Origin of the sequence: Arthrobacter sp. 8AJ (assembly GCF_902506025.1) — a bacterium.
In the GTDB taxonomy this organism is placed as follows: domain Bacteria; phylum Actinomycetota; class Actinomycetes; order Actinomycetales; family Micrococcaceae; genus Arthrobacter.
In genome coordinates this window covers 2,467,078-2,482,388 of the sequence record NZ_LR733289.1, presented here as the reverse complement: position 1 = coordinate 2,482,388, position 15,311 = coordinate 2,467,078, and the positions used below count along the sequence as shown (strand labels likewise).

General features: G+C 61.0%; 14 protein-coding genes and 1 pseudogene. 4 read left to right on the top strand and 11 right to left on the bottom strand.

Annotated features, from left to right (window positions below):
- Positions 1–6: 6 nt before the first annotated feature.
- Positions 7–3,018 (top strand): bifunctional [glutamine synthetase] adenylyltransferase/[glutamine synthetase]-adenylyl-L-tyrosine phosphorylase, encoded by a 3,012-nt coding sequence (locus BACI349Y_RS11565; RefSeq protein ID WP_159632223.1) that lies wholly within the window; start codon positions 7–9, stop codon positions 3,016–3,018.
- Positions 3,008–3,544, top strand: a complete 537-nt coding sequence (locus tag BACI349Y_RS11560; RefSeq protein WP_159632222.1) for a GNAT family N-acetyltransferase — start codon at positions 3,008–3,010, stop codon at positions 3,542–3,544. Before BACI349Y_RS11565 ends, BACI349Y_RS11560 begins: the two co-directional genes overlap by 11 nt.
- 424 nt (positions 3,545–3,968) lie before the next feature.
- On the opposite strand, the gene BACI349Y_RS20545 is transcribed toward BACI349Y_RS11560, so the two are convergent.
- The 6 genes from BACI349Y_RS20545 to BACI349Y_RS11535 form a co-directional block, all read right to left on the bottom strand.
- Positions 3,969–4,268, bottom strand: a complete 300-nt coding sequence (locus BACI349Y_RS20545; RefSeq protein WP_159632221.1) for a helix-turn-helix domain-containing protein — start codon at positions 4,266–4,268, stop codon at positions 3,969–3,971.
- 9 nt (positions 4,269–4,277) lie between these two features.
- Positions 4,278–4,418 (bottom strand): hypothetical protein, encoded by a 141-nt coding sequence (locus BACI349Y_RS11550; RefSeq protein WP_159632220.1) that lies wholly within the window; start codon positions 4,416–4,418, stop codon positions 4,278–4,280.
- A 38-nt stretch (positions 4,419–4,456) separates the two neighbouring features.
- Positions 4,457–5,719 (bottom strand): hypothetical protein, encoded by a 1,263-nt coding sequence (locus BACI349Y_RS11545; RefSeq protein ID WP_159632219.1) that lies wholly within the window; start codon positions 5,717–5,719, stop codon positions 4,457–4,459.
- A 148-nt stretch (positions 5,720–5,867) separates the two neighbouring features.
- Positions 5,868–8,813 (bottom strand): phage tail tape measure protein, encoded by a 2,946-nt coding sequence (locus BACI349Y_RS11540; RefSeq protein ID WP_159632218.1) that lies wholly within the window; start codon positions 8,811–8,813, stop codon positions 5,868–5,870.
- A gap of 1,015 nt (positions 8,814–9,828) precedes the next feature.
- Positions 9,829–10,194 (bottom strand): phage terminase small subunit, encoded by a 366-nt coding sequence (locus tag BACI349Y_RS20540; protein ID WP_442858410.1) that lies wholly within the window; start codon positions 10,192–10,194, stop codon positions 9,829–9,831.
- 173 nt (positions 10,195–10,367) lie between these two features.
- Positions 10,368–10,991, bottom strand: coding sequence for a hypothetical protein (locus BACI349Y_RS11535; protein ID WP_159632217.1), 624 nt, complete (start codon positions 10,989–10,991; stop codon positions 10,368–10,370).
- Positions 10,992–11,475: 484 nt separating this feature from the next.
- On the opposite strand from BACI349Y_RS11535, the pseudogene BACI349Y_RS20535 reads away from it, so the two are divergent.
- Positions 11,476–11,664, top strand: a pseudogene (locus BACI349Y_RS20535) (HNH endonuclease signature motif containing protein); the annotation flags it as partial.
- 33 nt (positions 11,665–11,697) lie between these two features.
- Here the strand turns inward: BACI349Y_RS20535 and BACI349Y_RS20270 are convergent.
- The gene (locus BACI349Y_RS20270; RefSeq protein ID WP_236560805.1) at positions 11,698–12,813 is read right to left on the bottom strand and encodes a collagen-like triple helix repeat-containing protein; all 1,116 of its coding nucleotides are present in this window, start codon (positions 12,811–12,813) and stop codon (positions 11,698–11,700) included.
- A 136-nt stretch (positions 12,814–12,949) separates the two neighbouring features.
- Here BACI349Y_RS20270 and BACI349Y_RS11525 point away from each other — a divergent pair, with 136 nt between their 5' ends.
- Entirely contained in the window at positions 12,950–13,384 is a 435-nt protein-coding gene (locus BACI349Y_RS11525) for a hypothetical protein (RefSeq protein WP_159632215.1), read from the top strand.
- A gap of 14 nt (positions 13,385–13,398) precedes the next feature.
- Here the strand turns inward: BACI349Y_RS11525 and BACI349Y_RS11520 are convergent, their stop codons facing one another.
- The 4 genes from BACI349Y_RS11520 to BACI349Y_RS11505 form a co-directional block, all read right to left on the bottom strand.
- Positions 13,399–13,812: a helix-turn-helix domain-containing protein gene (locus BACI349Y_RS11520; RefSeq protein ID WP_159632214.1), complete on the bottom strand. Its 414-nt coding sequence runs from the start codon at positions 13,810–13,812 to the stop codon at positions 13,399–13,401.
- Positions 13,809–14,042 carry a hypothetical protein gene (locus tag BACI349Y_RS11515; RefSeq protein WP_159632213.1) on the bottom strand — a complete coding sequence of 78 codons (234 nt, stop codon included), beginning with the start codon at positions 14,040–14,042 and terminating at the stop codon, positions 13,809–13,811. The genes BACI349Y_RS11520 and BACI349Y_RS11515 overlap by 4 nt, the downstream gene beginning before the upstream one ends.
- Positions 14,039–14,242 carry a hypothetical protein gene (locus tag BACI349Y_RS11510; protein ID WP_159632212.1) on the bottom strand — a complete coding sequence of 68 codons (204 nt, stop codon included), beginning with the start codon at positions 14,240–14,242 and terminating at the stop codon, positions 14,039–14,041. The genes BACI349Y_RS11515 and BACI349Y_RS11510 overlap by 4 nt, the downstream gene beginning before the upstream one ends.
- Positions 14,243–14,728: 486 nt before the next feature.
- Positions 14,729–14,962 (bottom strand): hypothetical protein, encoded by a 234-nt coding sequence (locus BACI349Y_RS11505; RefSeq protein WP_159632211.1) that lies wholly within the window; start codon positions 14,960–14,962, stop codon positions 14,729–14,731.
- Between the last annotated feature and the right edge of the window lie 349 nt (positions 14,963–15,311).

Below are 15,311 nucleotides of genomic sequence, written 5' to 3'. Positions count from 1 at the left end.
CCCGGCGTGAGCCTGGCACGCCGCCTGATCGCGGCCGGATTCAGCGACCTGGAGAAGGGCGAACGGTTCCTTGCCGCGCGCGAACTTGAGGGGCTGGACCAAGACAGGCTCTTTGCCGGGCTGCAGCTGGCCGCGAGCCCGGACACTGCCCTGCAGTCCCTGGTCCGGCTGATTGAAAAGCACCCGCAGCTGCGTGACCTGGCGGCCGCTGACGCGGAGGACAGCGAGCCCATGTACCGGGTCCTGGGCGCTTCCGAGGCCCTGGGGGAGTTCCTCATCAGGCACCCGGAACACCTGGAGGCCTTCCGGGTCCGGGCCAGTCCCGAGCCGCTGCCTGCCGACCCGGGCCGGCTGCGCACCACCCTCCTGCAGGCTGTGGGCGCCGACCCCCGCGCCGCACGTCCCGTGGCCGCCGCCACCGGCGCGGACGCCTACGCTGCCCTGCGCACGGCCTACCGGCGCGGACTGGTGGACCTCGCCGTCAAGGACCTCTGCGCCGCGGACCCGCTGGACTTCCTGCCATCGGTGGGCGGTGAACTGGCGGACCTGGCCGCGGCCGCCATCGAGGCTGCCCTCGCCGTATCCCGCGCTGAAGCGGCGGAGCAGCACAGCGCTGCCGACGTCGCCGACGTCGGCCTGGCAGTCATCGGCATGGGCAAATGCGGTGCCCGGGAACTGAACTACATTTCCGACGTCGACGTCATCTACGTCGTGGACGCCGGCAGCCTGGAGGACGCCCAGGCCAACACCATCGGCACGGCGCTGGCGAGCGGCATCTCCCGGGCGATCTCCTCGGTCGCGAGGGAACCCGGACTGTGGGAGGTGGACGCGAACCTGAGGCCCGAGGGCAAATCGGGGCCGCTGGTCCGCACCCTCGCCTCCCACGAGACGTACTACGCCAGGTGGGCCGAAAGCTGGGAATTCCAGGCGCTGCTCAAGGCCCGTGCCATCGCGGGCGACGCCGCACTGGGCCGGGCGTACGAGGAAGCCGTGGCGCCGCTGATCTGGAGCTCGGCCGGCCGGGAGGGCTTCGTCGAGTCCGTCCAGGCGATGCGGCGCCGGGTCACCGAGAACATTCCGGCCGCCGAGGAGCAGCGCCAGATCAAGCTGGGCCGCGGCGGACTGCGCGACGTTGAATTCACCGTCCAGCTGCTCCAGCTGGTGCATGGCAAGGCGGATGAGACATTACGACGGCGGGACACCACCTCTGCGATCGCTGCCCTGTCAGCGGGCGGTTACATTGGCCGTTCCGACGCGGCGGCCTTTGACAATGCCTACCGCTACCTGCGGCTCCTGGAACACCGGATCCAGCTGTTCCAGCTGCGCCGCACCCACCTCATGCCGGTGGCGGAGCCGGCACTGCGCTCGTTGGCCAAAGCCGTCCTGGGGCCGTTCTCCAACGAACGGCCCAGCCCGGACTCCCTGCTGTCCGCGTGGCAGCGGACCAAGCGCTCGGTCCGTGAACTGCACGAGCGCATCTTCTACCGGCCGCTGCTGAATACGGCAGCCAAACTCAGCAGCGAGGACGCCAGGCTGACCCCCGAGGCGGCGCAGGGACGGCTTGCGGCCCTTGGATACCGGGACCCGCAGGGGGCGATGCGCCACATTGAGGCGCTGACCGCCGGTGTGAGCCGCCGGGCCGCCCTGCAGCGCCAGCTCCTGCCCATCCTGCTCGACTGGCTCGCCGAGGGCGTGGACCCGGACGCAGGCCTTCTGGCCTTCCGCCGCGTCAGCGAAGCCCTGGGCACCACCCACTGGTACCTGGGCCTGCTCCGCGACTCCAACGCCGCCGCTGAACGCCTGTGCCACATGCTGTCCAACTCCCGGCTCATTGCGGACCTGCTCGAGGTCTCGCCGGAATCGGTGGCATGGCTGGGACAGGACAAGGACCTGGTTCCCGTGGGCTTTGAAGCCCAATGGCAGGAGATCACGGCAAAGATGTCGCGGCACGAGGACCCGGAGAGTGCCATGCGCCTGATCCGGCTGATCCGGCGGCGGGAAATCCTGCGCATCGCCATCGCCGATTCGGCCGGCCTCCTCGACCAGGAACAGGTGGGCAGGGCCCTGGCGGACACGGACCGCGCCGCCGTCCTGGGCGCGCTGCGGGTGGCGGAAGGAATAGTCTCTGCCGCCGGCCCGCTCAAAACCACGGTGCTGGTGGTGGCCATGGGCCGGCAGGGCGGCCGGGAGATCGGCTACGGCTCCGACGCCGACGTGATGTACGTCCACAGGGCGCTCCCCGGCTTTACCGAAGCGGAGGCGCAGGAACAGGCGGCCCGCATCGTGGCGAAGGTGTCCAGCCTCCTCACGCAGCCCCTGAAGCCGGCCATCATGGCGGAACGGGTCCTCCAGATGGACGCCGACCTCCGTCCCGAGGGGAAAAACGGGGCCATGGTGCGCTCCCTGGATTCCTTCGCCGAGTACTACCGCCGCTGGTCCCTGATCTGGGAAGCCCAGGCGCTCCTGCGGGCACGGCCCATGGCCGGCGATGATGCCCTGGCCGCTGATTTCCTCTCGCTGATCGACCCCATCCGGTACCCGGAAACCGTGGCGGAGCAGGACGTACGGGAGATCCGGCGCATCAAGGCCAGGGTGGAATCGGAGCGGTTGCCGCGCGGCGCCGACCCAGCACGGCACCTCAAACTCGGCCGCGGCGGCCTCAGCGATGTTGAGTGGCTGGTGCAGCTGCTGCAGCTCCAACATGCCGGGAAACACCCGGAACTCCGGACCACATCCACGCTGGAAGCCCTCACCGCAGCAGCGGAACTTGGACTGCTGGAGGCTGCCGACGCCGGTTTGCTGGCCGAGGCCTGGCGGCTGGCCAGCCGCATCCGGTCCGCCAATGTCATTTGGAACGGTAAGGCTTCCGATCTCCTGCCATCCTCCCGCCGCGACCTTGAAGCCGTGGCGCGCTGGTGCGGCTATGAGCCGGGACACGCAGCCGCGCTGGAGGAAGACTATTTGCGGGTGAGCCGCCGCGCCCGGGCTGTTTTTGAACGTGTCTTCTATGGGCACTGACTGGGTCTGGCTCATCCCGCTCCGGGACCTGGACGCGGATGCCCGCGCCATCCAGTTGGGCGCCATCGCGGACATGTCGCTCCTGGCAGGCCAGGAACGTTTCGTGGGCGACCCCCTGCGCATGGCGCTGGCAGGCCTGGCCGAGGAATCACGGCACCCCTACGTCGTGGAGGCCGGCGGGAACGCATCCGGTGTCCTGACCCTCCAGGCGGGGGCCGCCGGTCTTGCCGGGTGGCCCGACGACAGCTCAGCCTGGCTGCTGCGGGGCTTCCTCATCGACAGCCGGCACCAGGGCAGGGGGCTGGGCACGCTGGCGGCCGCTGCCGCTGTGGAGGCTGCCCGCAAGCTCACCGCCCGGCACCAAAGCGGCGAGTCCGGCGTCGTACTTTCCGTCAATGAGGACAACCATGCGGGCCTCTCCGCGTACCGCCGCGCCGGATTTGTCGACGCAGGGCCGTACCTGGGCGGTTCCGCGGGGCCGCAGCGGACCATGTTCCATAGCTTCGCTGCCGCCGCACCGGCGTAACGCGCCGGACCGGCATTGCGCTTAGCAAGCGTTTGCCCGATTATGTGGTTGGCGGTGTTCTCCAACCTTGTTGGGGGGAAGGCTGGACAGTCTTCGTCTCGGGGGGCATTCGTCAGGGGGTCCGGCTCCCGGTCTCAGCACGTCTGGAGACGGGCCCCCACCTTACGGTCTCCGTCCGCGGCCTTGACGGCCGGGACAACGCAAAAGGCGGCCACCGGATGAACCGGTAGCCGCCTTTGCTGTTTCAGCGCTCCTGCAGGGCAGGCCGCAGACTAGACGCCGTAGTAGAGCTCGAACTAAGCAGGCTTGATTGCGGGGGATTGGGTGAGGTTGAGAACCTTGATTTTCCGCGGTTTAGCATTGGGTGAGATTGGCAGCCGCGGGCATTTTTCGCCTCTCCTGCGGACTTTCTGCGGACTCGGCGCTAGTCCGCTGGAGGCCAAGTAAGACCGTTCCGCCTGTTGAAGTTTTCAGACCGTCGACGGGATTGCTTGGTCCCAATAGTCGTAGGTCGAGCCTTTAGGGATACGTCTAAGCGGTGCATCGCACGGATGGCGTCAACGTCCGACTGCTCAAAGCGGATCCTGGTCCCGTACTTGGAACGCGGCCACCGCTCCTTCACCATGAGCGACCGTATGCTGGCAGCGCTGATTTGAAGCATCTCGGCTAGGTCATCAACGGTGTATAGGCGGTCGCTCGGGGCTGGGGCTTCTTCGGGTTCCACCCCCACATATTAACCGGGCATGTACTCGTAGCCGGGTTCCAGGTCCTCGTACGGCGAGCGCAGCGTGTGCTGTTGCCGTTCCTTCTCCCGTTCTTCCGCTTCTATGCGGGTCATCATCGCCGCGAACCCCTCAGGGTCAAACTTCACCATGCCCAGAACAGTACGGTTCCCCTATGACAGGGCCACTGTCACTTTATGGCCTTCACCAGATCCAGGATGTGCGCGAACGCGGTCACCGGGACTGCTTCATCTTTGGAATCTGACTCACCCGGGGCGTAGCTCTTTCCGAAAGCCCGATCCACTAGCTCAAGTCGAGCACTATCAACAGTTTCCTTATCCTTGACGTTGGCCAGGAACGGTCCAAATGTCTGAAGTTCGAGTGCCATCCGCTTGCTTGCTGTCGCTCCTGTAACAAACCGTGAGCCAAGCCGAATTAACACCGTCGCAGCAGAGGCGCCAAGCACTCCCAGTGAGATACGTATAAGGAAGTGCTGCCAGATACCGTCCCCCTGTTGGCTTACCGGTGGAAAGAACAGCCATAGAACCAAAGGCAGGGCGGCGAGAACTAGAACGCCGAAACCGATCATGTAAAGTCGAAGTCCCAGTTTCTGCGCACTGGAAGCCTCTGTGTTGAATTCTCCAGCTAACTTTGCCCCGCCCGCCGCGGCGCTAATATTCGCATACTCCTTCTCATTCTCCTTAAGCGTTTTCAGCGCACCCGTTGCGCTGTTCAGGGTCTTGTCAATAGCATCCTTTTGGGCATCCGTGTAGTCTTCCAGCTCACCATGGGCCTGCTGTTTCCACTCATCGAAGGCATCAGTGTTCCTAGCTTGCAGATCGGCAACCTTTTCCAATCCTTTTTGCACCACGTCATCAATCCGGCTTTTCTCGTGGTCCACCGCACTCGATACAGCGAGGGCTTCCGTCCGGTACAGCTCGAATTCCCCTTCGACCTGAGCCTTCTTGGCATCAAGGTCGCTAACCAGCTGGGACAGCCTGTCCCGGGTCGCGTCGTATCTGGCTTCGAACTCTGCAATTTGTTGCTCCTGCATTTCCAGCAGGCCCTCGTAAAGGGTGTTGATCTGCTGAATTTGGGCGCCTTTGGCGTACGGGCGCGGCCAATTACCGATTTGAACCAGCAGCGACTCCGCGCTGCCGAGCGCGTTTTCTGTGTAGGGCCGGTAGTTGTAGTTTGCCTGCCGCTGTTGCAAGTAGCTGACGATCTGCGCGGCGATACTCTGGACCGGGCCGAGAAGCTGCTCGTTGAAAAGCGCGCTTGATGTCGCTGCTAGCGACCGGTACGAATCCACATACTTGAGGACGAACTCTATTCTCAGAAGCATTGGAACTTCATCGGCGGGCGGCTGAGTTTCCTGCACCTCTTTCACGCGGTTGAGGGCATCTTCAATCTGAGCCCATATGGCGTGTTGTTCAAATGCTTGCCTGTGCACCCTGTTCTGCTTTCAAGTCCCCTTGCGGGTGACCAGCTCACCCCCAAACAGTCCGTATCATAACGGCGAAATAGGTCCACGGGTGGCCGTGAACTGGAAGAAAGCCCCGGCCCACTTGAATTGAATGGGCCGTGGGCCTTCCGATGTTCTAGCGAATCCTCCCGCTAGCTACCGACGCGACACGGTCCATGCCGGATCCGACGCGGCCATCCACATATGCGGTGAACTCGTGTCCGTGCACTACCAGGCGTAGTGAGGATGGGAACGCCGGCGCCGCGACACTGAACGTCGGCTGCGACCATCCAACCCGGCCGCCCTCCGCGTAACCACGGAACGTACCGGCATTGATAGCAGCTAACACCCCGTCATACTTCCGGGACGACTTCTCGTTGATGATCCACTCACCAGAACGAACCTTCAACGGCTGACCATTCACCATCGCCAACACATTGTCCTGCGTCGGATCAGACGGTGCAGTCCCAGGAACAATGCCACCCTCAGCAAACCCGACCACATCACGCACGCGGCCACCCCTGAAAAGACCAGGCCGGCCACTACCCGAAGCATCACCATTCAAATCAGGCAGCGTCGAACGCTGAATAATCTCGTTGATTCGCTTGTTGTACGTCTCGTTGATTTCGACGTTCTTAGGGATGTTATTGATTGCACCCGTAGTCTGCTCAGCCATCGTCTTAGCCTGAGACGACATCCAAGAATCGACACTCACACCTTCCGGGATATGCAGGATAGAGCGAGTCAGCGTATTAGCCGCCGCATCACTAAGACCGAACCCCTTAGCAGTCGTAACCATCGCATCGTAGGTTTTATTCAGCTTCCTCTGGATTGCGTCCTGAGACTCACCGTTGGCAGCCGTAGCCTTCGCAGCGTTCAAGCCACGGGTCGTCATGTCCGTGAGAACATCATTCGCCGCACGGCCAGCCTCAGACATCAGATCCAAGTCAGTCTTCGTCTCGTTTAGGACACCGCCGTGAGCCTGCTCCGTAGCCATGATCGTGTCGATTTTGCCTTTGAGTGAGTCCAGGCCCTCATCGAACTTCGCCGTAGCATCACGAGCAGACAAAGTCAGCAACCCAGCATTGATCAGAGCGACCGTGAAGTTCGTCAGGTTGGTAACCGTGCCGTCAGCAGACACACCAATGTCTTCGAGGGCTTTAGTAACTTCCTCAGTCAGCGGGACAGCGCCAGATGCCGCAGCACCAAGCCCGCTCACACCGTCTGCTGCCCCCTTACTGGCAGCAGCGGCAGCCTGCATCGAAGCCGGCACCTTGCCCATAGCGAGGTCAAGTAGTTCCTGGCTCGTCAGAGTTACGTTGGCCTTATTAGCAAGGCCCTGCAACGCTTCCTTGTACCCAGGAAGAACGTCAAGAGCTACCTTCGCGCCCTTACCGTTCTTCTCAAACTCCTTAGTAAGCGTCTGGAAAGACTTTGCCGCTACATCAGCAGCGCCGTTCTTAGCGAGACTCCCCATCTGCTCACCAAGCCCAGCGAACTTATCTCGCACCTGACCAAGATCATTCTTAGCAGTGCCGGTCCAGTTAGATATGACATCAAGCGTGTCCTGGAGTCCGGAAGGAATATGGGGGTTCACTACTTCCTTGACGGCTCCCGCAAGGTCCCTAATATCCAGGCCCTTTGACGCCGCGGCATCATTGGATGCCTTAGCAACACCCCGAATTGCCTGCCCGAATTCTCCTGCCGATGTCGTATGGCTTTCGTTGAACACAGCACCAACAGCTTGGAGTGCAAGCAGACCTGCCGTTGCCGTTCCAGCAGCCTTGCCAACACCAGCCAGAGCTCCGCGAGCGCGACTTCCAGAGGGTGCGAGCTTTTTAAACGCCTGCATCGAATCAAGGATCTTCGGCGTCAGCGTAAGGAATGCGCCACCTACGAGAGCCGCTATGCCGGCAACGCCCGTAATGGCCGCGCCGGCATTGAGGATCGGCGTCGGAACGTTACCGATGGCATCAACAAGGTCTTCAGCGCCCTGCACCAGGCCGCGCAAGAAATCATTGGCACCAGAACCGGACTTCAGGAAGACGGTATCCATGGACCCGCCTAGCTTCTCAATGTCGCCGGCAAGGTTGTTCTGCATTCGGGCGGCAGTCTCAGCCGCAAAGCCAGCGTCATCAACAGCGTCTTCCCACTTACTAACGCCGGCAGCGCCCTCTTGGTACAGGATGTTTGCGGCGCGCACAGCATCCGAGCCGAAGAGTGTTTTGAGGGTAGCGTTGCGCTGCTCATCAGTCAGGCCCTTCAAAGCGTTCTGAAGGATCCCCGCGTACTCCGACATGCCCACGAACTTGCCCTGAGCGTCATAAGCGTGGATCCCGAGCTGATCCATCAACTGGGCAGCCTGCTTGGAGTTCGGATTCAGGGACATCAGCATCGTCTTGAACGACGGACCAGCATCCGAACCCGTCAAGCCGGCAGAAGCGAACGAAGCCAGGGCTCCAGTGGTTTCCTCAATGGTCAAGCCCGTAGACGCAGCAACCAGGCCGGACTGGTTCAGCGCAGCACCAAGGTCCTGCAAGGAACCCTGCGCCTTACCCGCGCCGGCAGCCAGAAGGTCAGCGATATGCGGGACCTTATCCCCGGACAACTTAAACTGCGTAAGAGCCGAGCTGGCGATTTCAGCAGCTTGACCAACACCCAGAGCACCCGCAGCAGCCAACGACAACGCCCCAGACAGGCCACCGCTCAGAATGTCCTTGGTAGCGACACCCGCCTTAGCTAGTTCCTCAATGCCCTGCGCTGCTTCCTGGGCAGAGAAAGACGTGTCGGCGCCCGCCTCGACGGCAGCGTTACGCAGCAACTGCATATTGCCGGCCGTCTCATGAGTTGCGGCGTCCACACTGGACATTGACTTGTCGAAATCCGCGTACGTCTTCACAGCTAGGCCCACGGCGGCAACTGCCGCCGCACCAAAGCCAAGCAGTCCCGCGCCGGTCTGCTCCCAAGCGTCTCGGTTCTTCGTCGCTGACTGAACAAGCTTCCCCATATGGGTGTCAGCAGCCTTGCCAGCGTCCTCAGTCGCTTTCTTGGTTTTCTCGGTAGCCGCCGCAGCTTCCGCCATTGAGGCTTTGAAGCCCTGGATTTCGGCTTTAAAAGCGCACGGCGACTGTCCTGGTTTGGGCCATATGCCCACCTCCTGTATTGGGTACAAAAAAGCCCGCCATGGGCGGGCTGCTAGATGTCTTGCTATTTAGTTATGGGCCACTGTGATACGAGTTCGATCCGCAGCGTCTTGCGAAGATTCCCGCAATTTAGACTCAAGCCCCAGTTAGGACGTGCGGAATTTGCTTACACTGGCATCTGCGTCTAGAAATCGCAAAATTGGGGGAAGCATGAAACTAAACAAGGCCGCGCTCGGAAGTTCCGGCATTCTCGCGGTACTCGCACTGTCTGCCTGCGGGTTGCAAACGGCGCCGGCAACGAGTGCAACGCAAACCCCCACTCCGTCTGACAGCTACATCAAACAAACACTCAGATCCTGCGGCGTGGTAAGCAGCAAGTATGCAACCCTGGGGGACAAGGACCGAACGGTGACCCTGCAAGGCCAGCCAAAGAGCAGCACTCGGGGTATGACCATGAAGGAGATTGGCTGCGTGCTTACGGGAGTTGATACCCCGGACAGTGTCATTTCTCGCATGGACGGAACTAGGGCCCTGGACGGCATGCAGAATGCTTCGTGGAAAGGCTACGAGGCCTCTTGGACCTTCCACCCGGACAATGGGGTAAGGATCATACTCACGGAGTCAAAGTAGCTCCGTGAAATCCCCCCAAGCGTACAAAGCAAAATCACCCTCCCGAGCCGTCCGGAGTTGCCGGGGCGGGTAGGGGGATGTGCCCCAGGGCGTTAGCGAGGCCCTCGCGGTCTGAAAGTCCGGTTGAGAACTGATGCCCACACACCGGGCGCGTCCTCCCAGCCGTACATGCGCCCATCCTGAGCCCTAACACGGCGACACACGCCGCCCTTGAACCAGCCGCGGAACTCGCCCCAGGGTGACTCGATGAGCTGCTGCGTCACACGGTTTGGGTCCTCCGAGCCTTTGAATACAGGTGCCACCACCGCACGTCTCGCCTGCCTCCTACTGCTCATGACGGACAACCCAGCCGAGGGGCAGCATGCCAGCTGGCGTAAGCCCTAGCTGCCCGCCTAGGTGCCTCATTTCTTGCGCCTGCCATGCTGATGCTGAACCGTCGTAAACGGCCACAGCGTGGCAGATGTAAGCCGCTACAGCAGGTATAAACGAGTCGTCCCACTCGTTAGCCTGCGGGCTTTTCCACAAATTCCGCCACAATTTCTTCTCTTCCGGGGCCCAATCGCGCGTTTTTGGCAATGAAGGGACGGGAAAAGAACACCCTTCAGCGGGAAGTTCAATCAGCCCGGAACGCACGCCAGGGCTGCGATGCCGGGAATTTGGCTTAACGGGATTTGCCTTCGGACCAGGCATAAATGGTCCTTTCTGTTGGGTCTATCTGCTTGCAAAACATCCTTTTCACCTCACCGGCGGTCTGGGCGGGGGTGAGCCTTTGGTCCCCTCCCCTGGGGTTATGGCAACGCCGTGTCCACCTTCCACTAAACCTCAGGTGGGACACGGCGTGCCGGTCTATGGGCAGAGCAGGGTTATACGTCTGCTGCTGCGATCTGTTCGATCTGGCTGTCATAGCTGAACCGTGTGAGTTCGGTAGGGGTGTCGAGGGCGAAGGCGCCTGCTTCCACGATGATCTCTTTGAGGCCGCTGATGTGGTCGTCTGTGGGTGGCTGCATCTCCCAGAGTTCTTCGAGCTTCTGGTCTTCGTAGGGGTGGGCTTCGATGTATGTGTTGGCGACGTTGACCCAGCCTGCTTCGACTGCGCGGCTGATGAGGGCTTTGACGAGGATCTGGTCGCCTGAGCGTTCGGCCCGGTCAAGGAGTGCGAGGGCTTTGCTTTCGTCGCGTAGGCCGAGGTTGGAGACTCGTTCGTGTGCGTCTCGGTAGGAGATGGCGTGCTGCGGCTCTGTGGCTGTGTTGCCGAAGAGTTGCCGGCGGAGGTCGTTGGTGCGGGTGGTGCGTGCCTGGAGTTCAGCGGCTTTGAGGTCGTTGATCGCCTTCTTGGTGTCCAGGTAGGTTCGGGCGATCTTGGAGAGCTTGCCTTCGGGGGTGAGCTTGCGGTCGTTGCGGACGGCTTCGGTGGTTTCGCGGAGGCGCTGGCGGAGGGTTGCTGCCTGGTTCGCGAGGTCTGTGTTGGCGGCGTTGTATCGTGCCACGGTGGTTCTCCTTTGTCGGGGAAGGTCTATGTGTTGATAGTCCCGCGGCTTTCCGGCATGGGTGCGAGGGTGCTTCCGGTGACGGCAGTCGAGCAGGGAGTGGAACGGGCGTGTCGTCTTCGGTACCGAACCTTGGTTCAGGGGAACACTGGGAACTGACCACATACAGTGGCACTCTTCGAAAGGAACCACGATGAAACAGCACCCGCGGTACAAGCAGGGCGAGACCTTCAAATGCAGCGAATGCGGATCTTTCACGACTGACGAATCACTCCCGGTCGAGACGTTTACCGGCTTGTCGTATACCGACTACGTCCCCAGCCGGTGCAGCAACGAATGGTGCAAGAACATGCGGCCCGAATTTCCAAGGGGCTGGTGGGAGAGCGCCGGGTGAAGGCTCAGTGCCCCTACCGTCGTTGCTGGCCCGGTGGGGGCACTTAAGGCCCCTACATCACCAGTTTTCATCTGCCCGTAAAATGGCGCCATGCCTCAGAATCGCCCAGCTGTTCCACGCCCGCTCGAACGTCGCCTCAAGGAGGAGGCCGGGTACAGGTGCGCCATCCCTCGGTGTGGTGGCACGATCAGGCTGGAGATGGCACACATTGAACCTTGGACCAAGGTGCAGAAACACGAGTTTGAGAACATGATCTGTCTTTGCGGTGAGTGCCATTGGCGCTACGACAAGATGGGTGAAATCCCGAAGCTTTCAATCCAAAACTTCAAGAGGAACCTGAGCCTGTTGTCTCACCGCTACAGCCAAGTCGAGAATCAGATACTCCGTCATTATGCGAAGATCCCCGACGGGGCAATCCTTACGAATTATCGGCTCCCGATCCATCCAGGGATGACAGTTCTCGTGTCGAACTTGGTGGGAGACGGGTTGTTCTCCGTCGAGCACGGGCAGGTGCGTCAGATCGTGATGGGGATCGATATGAACCTTGACTTGGTTCCAACTGAGGCCGGCGCAGCATTCATAGCGCAGATGGTTGAAGCGGGCGATCTTGATGCTGATGCCGAGGATGGTGAATGATCGGCACTGGAGAATTCTGCTCGATGAGGTCCACCCAAACCTTCGAACCACGAACCGCAGGTTAGGTGCGTCCGCTCCACGGGTGCCCTCTGTCCATGAGTCGCCGCACGCGATTACATTGACGCTGTTGTTCTCCAGTGCCGACCGGAACCGCCGTAGCTTGTCGCCCTTCGATTTGGGAGCTGCGTCAAGCTGCGCTGCAGCGGCGGCAGCCGCCGTAGCAGGCGTGGCATAAGTGGCGGTTAGTGAGGTGTCACTGAGCCGTGATGGTAGTGCGGCGTCGGGTACGGTTCCGGTGAGTCCGCCTGCCTGTATGGCGATGGGCCCGAACTTGGATGCGTCGTAACTAGCCCCGCTGGTGTGCGCGGTGGTGACTTTTACGAGGTCGCCGGTCTGGTTGCTGATGACCTGGTTGAGCGGGTAGAACGTGTTGGGCTGCCAAGCTGCGAGGTCGCCCCGGTCACCCTTATCACCCTTCGCCCCGGAGTTGCCGGGGTCGCCTTTAGGGCCGGGCACAGGATCCGTCGTAGTCAGCACGGACGTGAAGCTGGATCCGTTCTGCTTCCACACGACCGAAGTCCTGTTAGCAACCGTTAAGTCCGGGAAGAAGCCGTTCGCGTCGGCGCTCAGGGAGGTAGTGGTGAAGGCGCCGACCACGAGCGTGACGTTAAGCGGCGTGGTGAAAGTGGTGTCACCGATGGCGTAGACACTGCCGGTAGCGGACTTAGCCACCGATGCCGGGGTGGTGTTGAAGTTCAGAGCTGCGACTCTGGAATAGGTGTAATCAACCAAGATGGTTCTCCTTTGTTTTGGGTATGAAAAAACCCGCCAAAAGCGGCTCTAAGGTGTGTTGGCTTGACGCGTAACGGGGGATTTGTGTTTGTGCCTTATTCTGTCGTTCTGTCTTTATTCTCAAATTGGGGGAAACATGCAGTTCAAACCGTCAGCGGGCATCTTCGTCACAGGCCTTCTCTTATCGATCTTTGGCCCCATTGTCGGGGCCATCGGCATTGGTATCGCCAACTCCGCCAGTCGCTCTTACTTCTACGACAGCGGCGCGGCAGCGGGTGGCGGCTTTGTCGCGTTCCTTGGGTTCGCCACCGCCTTGGTCGGCATCATCCTCATCTACATCGGCGCCACTCGTGCCCTGCGCATCATTGACGCTTTACCGCACGTTCTGAACTTTCAGGGCCAGGGGCAGGCACCTCATGTACCCGCCCCTCAGCCTCCCGTCCAGCAACCCCAGCAGAGCTACACGCCGCAGCCACAGCAGCAGCCCCAGCCGCCGACCTACAGCCCGCCCCAGACCCCGCAGCACCTCGTTTACAACGAGACGCGAAACGAGCAGCAGCCGCCCATTTAGTAACTGTTAAGTCCTTATGCGGCTTTCTTCGCCGCGGTGAAGTGGGCTAAGTCTTCGTTGGTGATCCGCCAACGACCATCCACGTTTTCCGCGGGTAGCCGGCGTTCCTGGATCGCGAGGCGCACAGCCCTGTCCGTGATGCCAAGCCGCGTTCCAGCCTGGCTGGTGGTCATCCACTGCCTAGAGGATCCCGTTACTTCCGGCTCTGCTGGCTGCTGACTACCCGTTGCGGCACCACGCCACGCCAGAGCTGCCACCCTGAGGGCAACCAACACAGCGTCAGCTTCCGCATCCAAACCACGGGAACTGACACGGACGCTATTCAGGTCAGCGTGACGCTCCAACCATGCAGCGATACGACCAGGAACAATCACCACAGGCCCAGCCATGCCGTGCACGTAATGGGTGGGCGTGCGTTCGGCCGTCACAGACCACCGTCCTTAGCCGCCTGCAAAGCGTCTGCGATGTCGTTGGCAAGCCTGAGGGCCTGTTCCGTGGTGAGGACCATTCGGCAGCCGTGGCGGTTGAAGATCGCTACACCGGGCCAGAGCTTATCGGTGTGGTCATAACTCGCCTCGGAAATGACCCGCAGTGAGAGCACGTCGGCCTGGTTTTCCTTCCACCGAGTTCCGCTCGCGACAAACGTTCTGTGAGTCATTTTGCGGGCCTCGGTTCGTAAGTGGCGCGGACGCCCGTCTCGTGTTCTTCCACGGCGTCCACGAGTTCATTAGACAGCCGAGGGGCATCCGTCAGGGTCACTACTCCGCGAAGGTAGCGTTGCTGGAAGATGGCGACAGCCGGGACGAGCACACCGTCTGGAGCGCCGGAGATGTAGACGGGCCGGGCATGGTTGCACATCGAGTTGTCTAGGTTCTCGGTACTTGTAGGGGCGGGAGATGAAAGCAGTCTTAGGGGAAACCAATTAGAGGATTTCCTTTCTGATGTCCGCGTAGTTGGTGGCTATAGCTTCGTGGATGATGAGGGCCTTGATCGTGTCGCCGCCGGCTGCTACCCAAGGAGTGACGCCGTGATACGGACCAGGGCCCGGGTGATGTCTATCTGATGCTGTAGCGGATCCTCAGAACCCATCGCCGCGGTCATGAGGGTTATGTCGGTGATCGATTCCCGGTCGCTTATGGCTTGGCGGATCAGGGCAAGGGCTGTTTCTTCAGGAGGCAAGGGGCGCCTGCTTAGGTTCGGCCTTTGCCAGCCTTGCCTCGGCGGTCAGGGCTCTGGCTTGCCAGAACACAGCCCTGCGCTGCTCATGCTCGAATTTCTGGCGGTAGGCCTCGCCTTGGTCGGGCCAGTCCCACTGTTGTAGGACCCTAGGGCTGTAGTCGTATGTCATGGTTGACCTTTCGAATTTCTGCGTTCTTTTTCAACGGCATTCACCGCAGCTGTCCCCGTCGGGTCGCGATGCAGGGTGGTCTTTACGTAGTGCCGTTCCGGCTTGTTCTTCAGCGCCAGGAGCTGCTGCAAGTAGTTGTTTGCAAGATTCCGGTAATGGATGGTCTGGTGCTTCCAGTACTCGGCCAGTTCGGCGTCGGTCCGCGCAGTTGTCTGCTGCTCCTGGCTCATGCGGCTGATTCTGCGTATTCTGCGTATTCTGCGACGGGCAGGACACTTTCAAACATGCTCCGGTGAGGTACATACATCTGTGATGGCGGGCGCCCAGGTCCTCGGGATTCTGGCATCTGGACCCTAAACACCCATTCATGCTCTAGGAGGATGGCAAGCGCTTCTTTGATGGCCGTGGAATCCGGGAACACTGAACGGCTAGCCTTAGTGAGTAGGTCCCGCTCCGTAAAGCTAAAAAGCTTGTTGTCAATGATTATCATTCCCAACTCCTTAGCTTTCTTATGAGGATCAGAGATACTCATAAGGTGAAAAGCAGCTAGAGCAGCTGTGCAAAGTGTTCTGCGATAGC

Excerpts from the sequence above, each read along its gene's own strand:
- BACI349Y_RS11550 (WP_159632220.1), bottom strand. The coding sequence starts at position 4,418 with ATGGTGAAGTTTGACCCTGAGGGGTTCGCGGCGATGATGACCCGCATA.
- BACI349Y_RS11540 (WP_159632218.1), bottom strand. The coding sequence starts at position 8,813 with ATGGCGGAAGCTGCGGCGGCTACCGAGAAAACCAAGAAAGCGACTGAG.
- BACI349Y_RS11505 (WP_159632211.1), bottom strand. The coding sequence starts at position 14,962 with ATGAGCCAGGAGCAGCAGACAACTGCGCGGACCGACGCCGAACTGGCC.
- BACI349Y_RS11510 (WP_159632212.1), bottom strand. The coding sequence starts at position 14,242 with ATGTGCAACCATGCCCGGCCCGTCTACATCTCCGGCGCTCCAGACGGT.
- BACI349Y_RS11515 (WP_159632213.1), bottom strand. The coding sequence starts at position 14,042 with ATGACTCACAGAACGTTTGTCGCGAGCGGAACTCGGTGGAAGGAAAAC.
- BACI349Y_RS11525 (WP_159632215.1), top strand. The coding sequence starts at position 12,950 with ATGCAGTTCAAACCGTCAGCGGGCATCTTCGTCACAGGCCTTCTCTTA.
- BACI349Y_RS11560 (WP_159632222.1), top strand. The coding sequence starts at position 3,008 with ATGGGCACTGACTGGGTCTGGCTCATCCCGCTCCGGGACCTGGACGCG.
- BACI349Y_RS20540 (WP_442858410.1), bottom strand. The coding sequence starts at position 10,194 with ATGCCTGGTCCGAAGGCAAATCCCGTTAAGCCAAATTCCCGGCATCGC.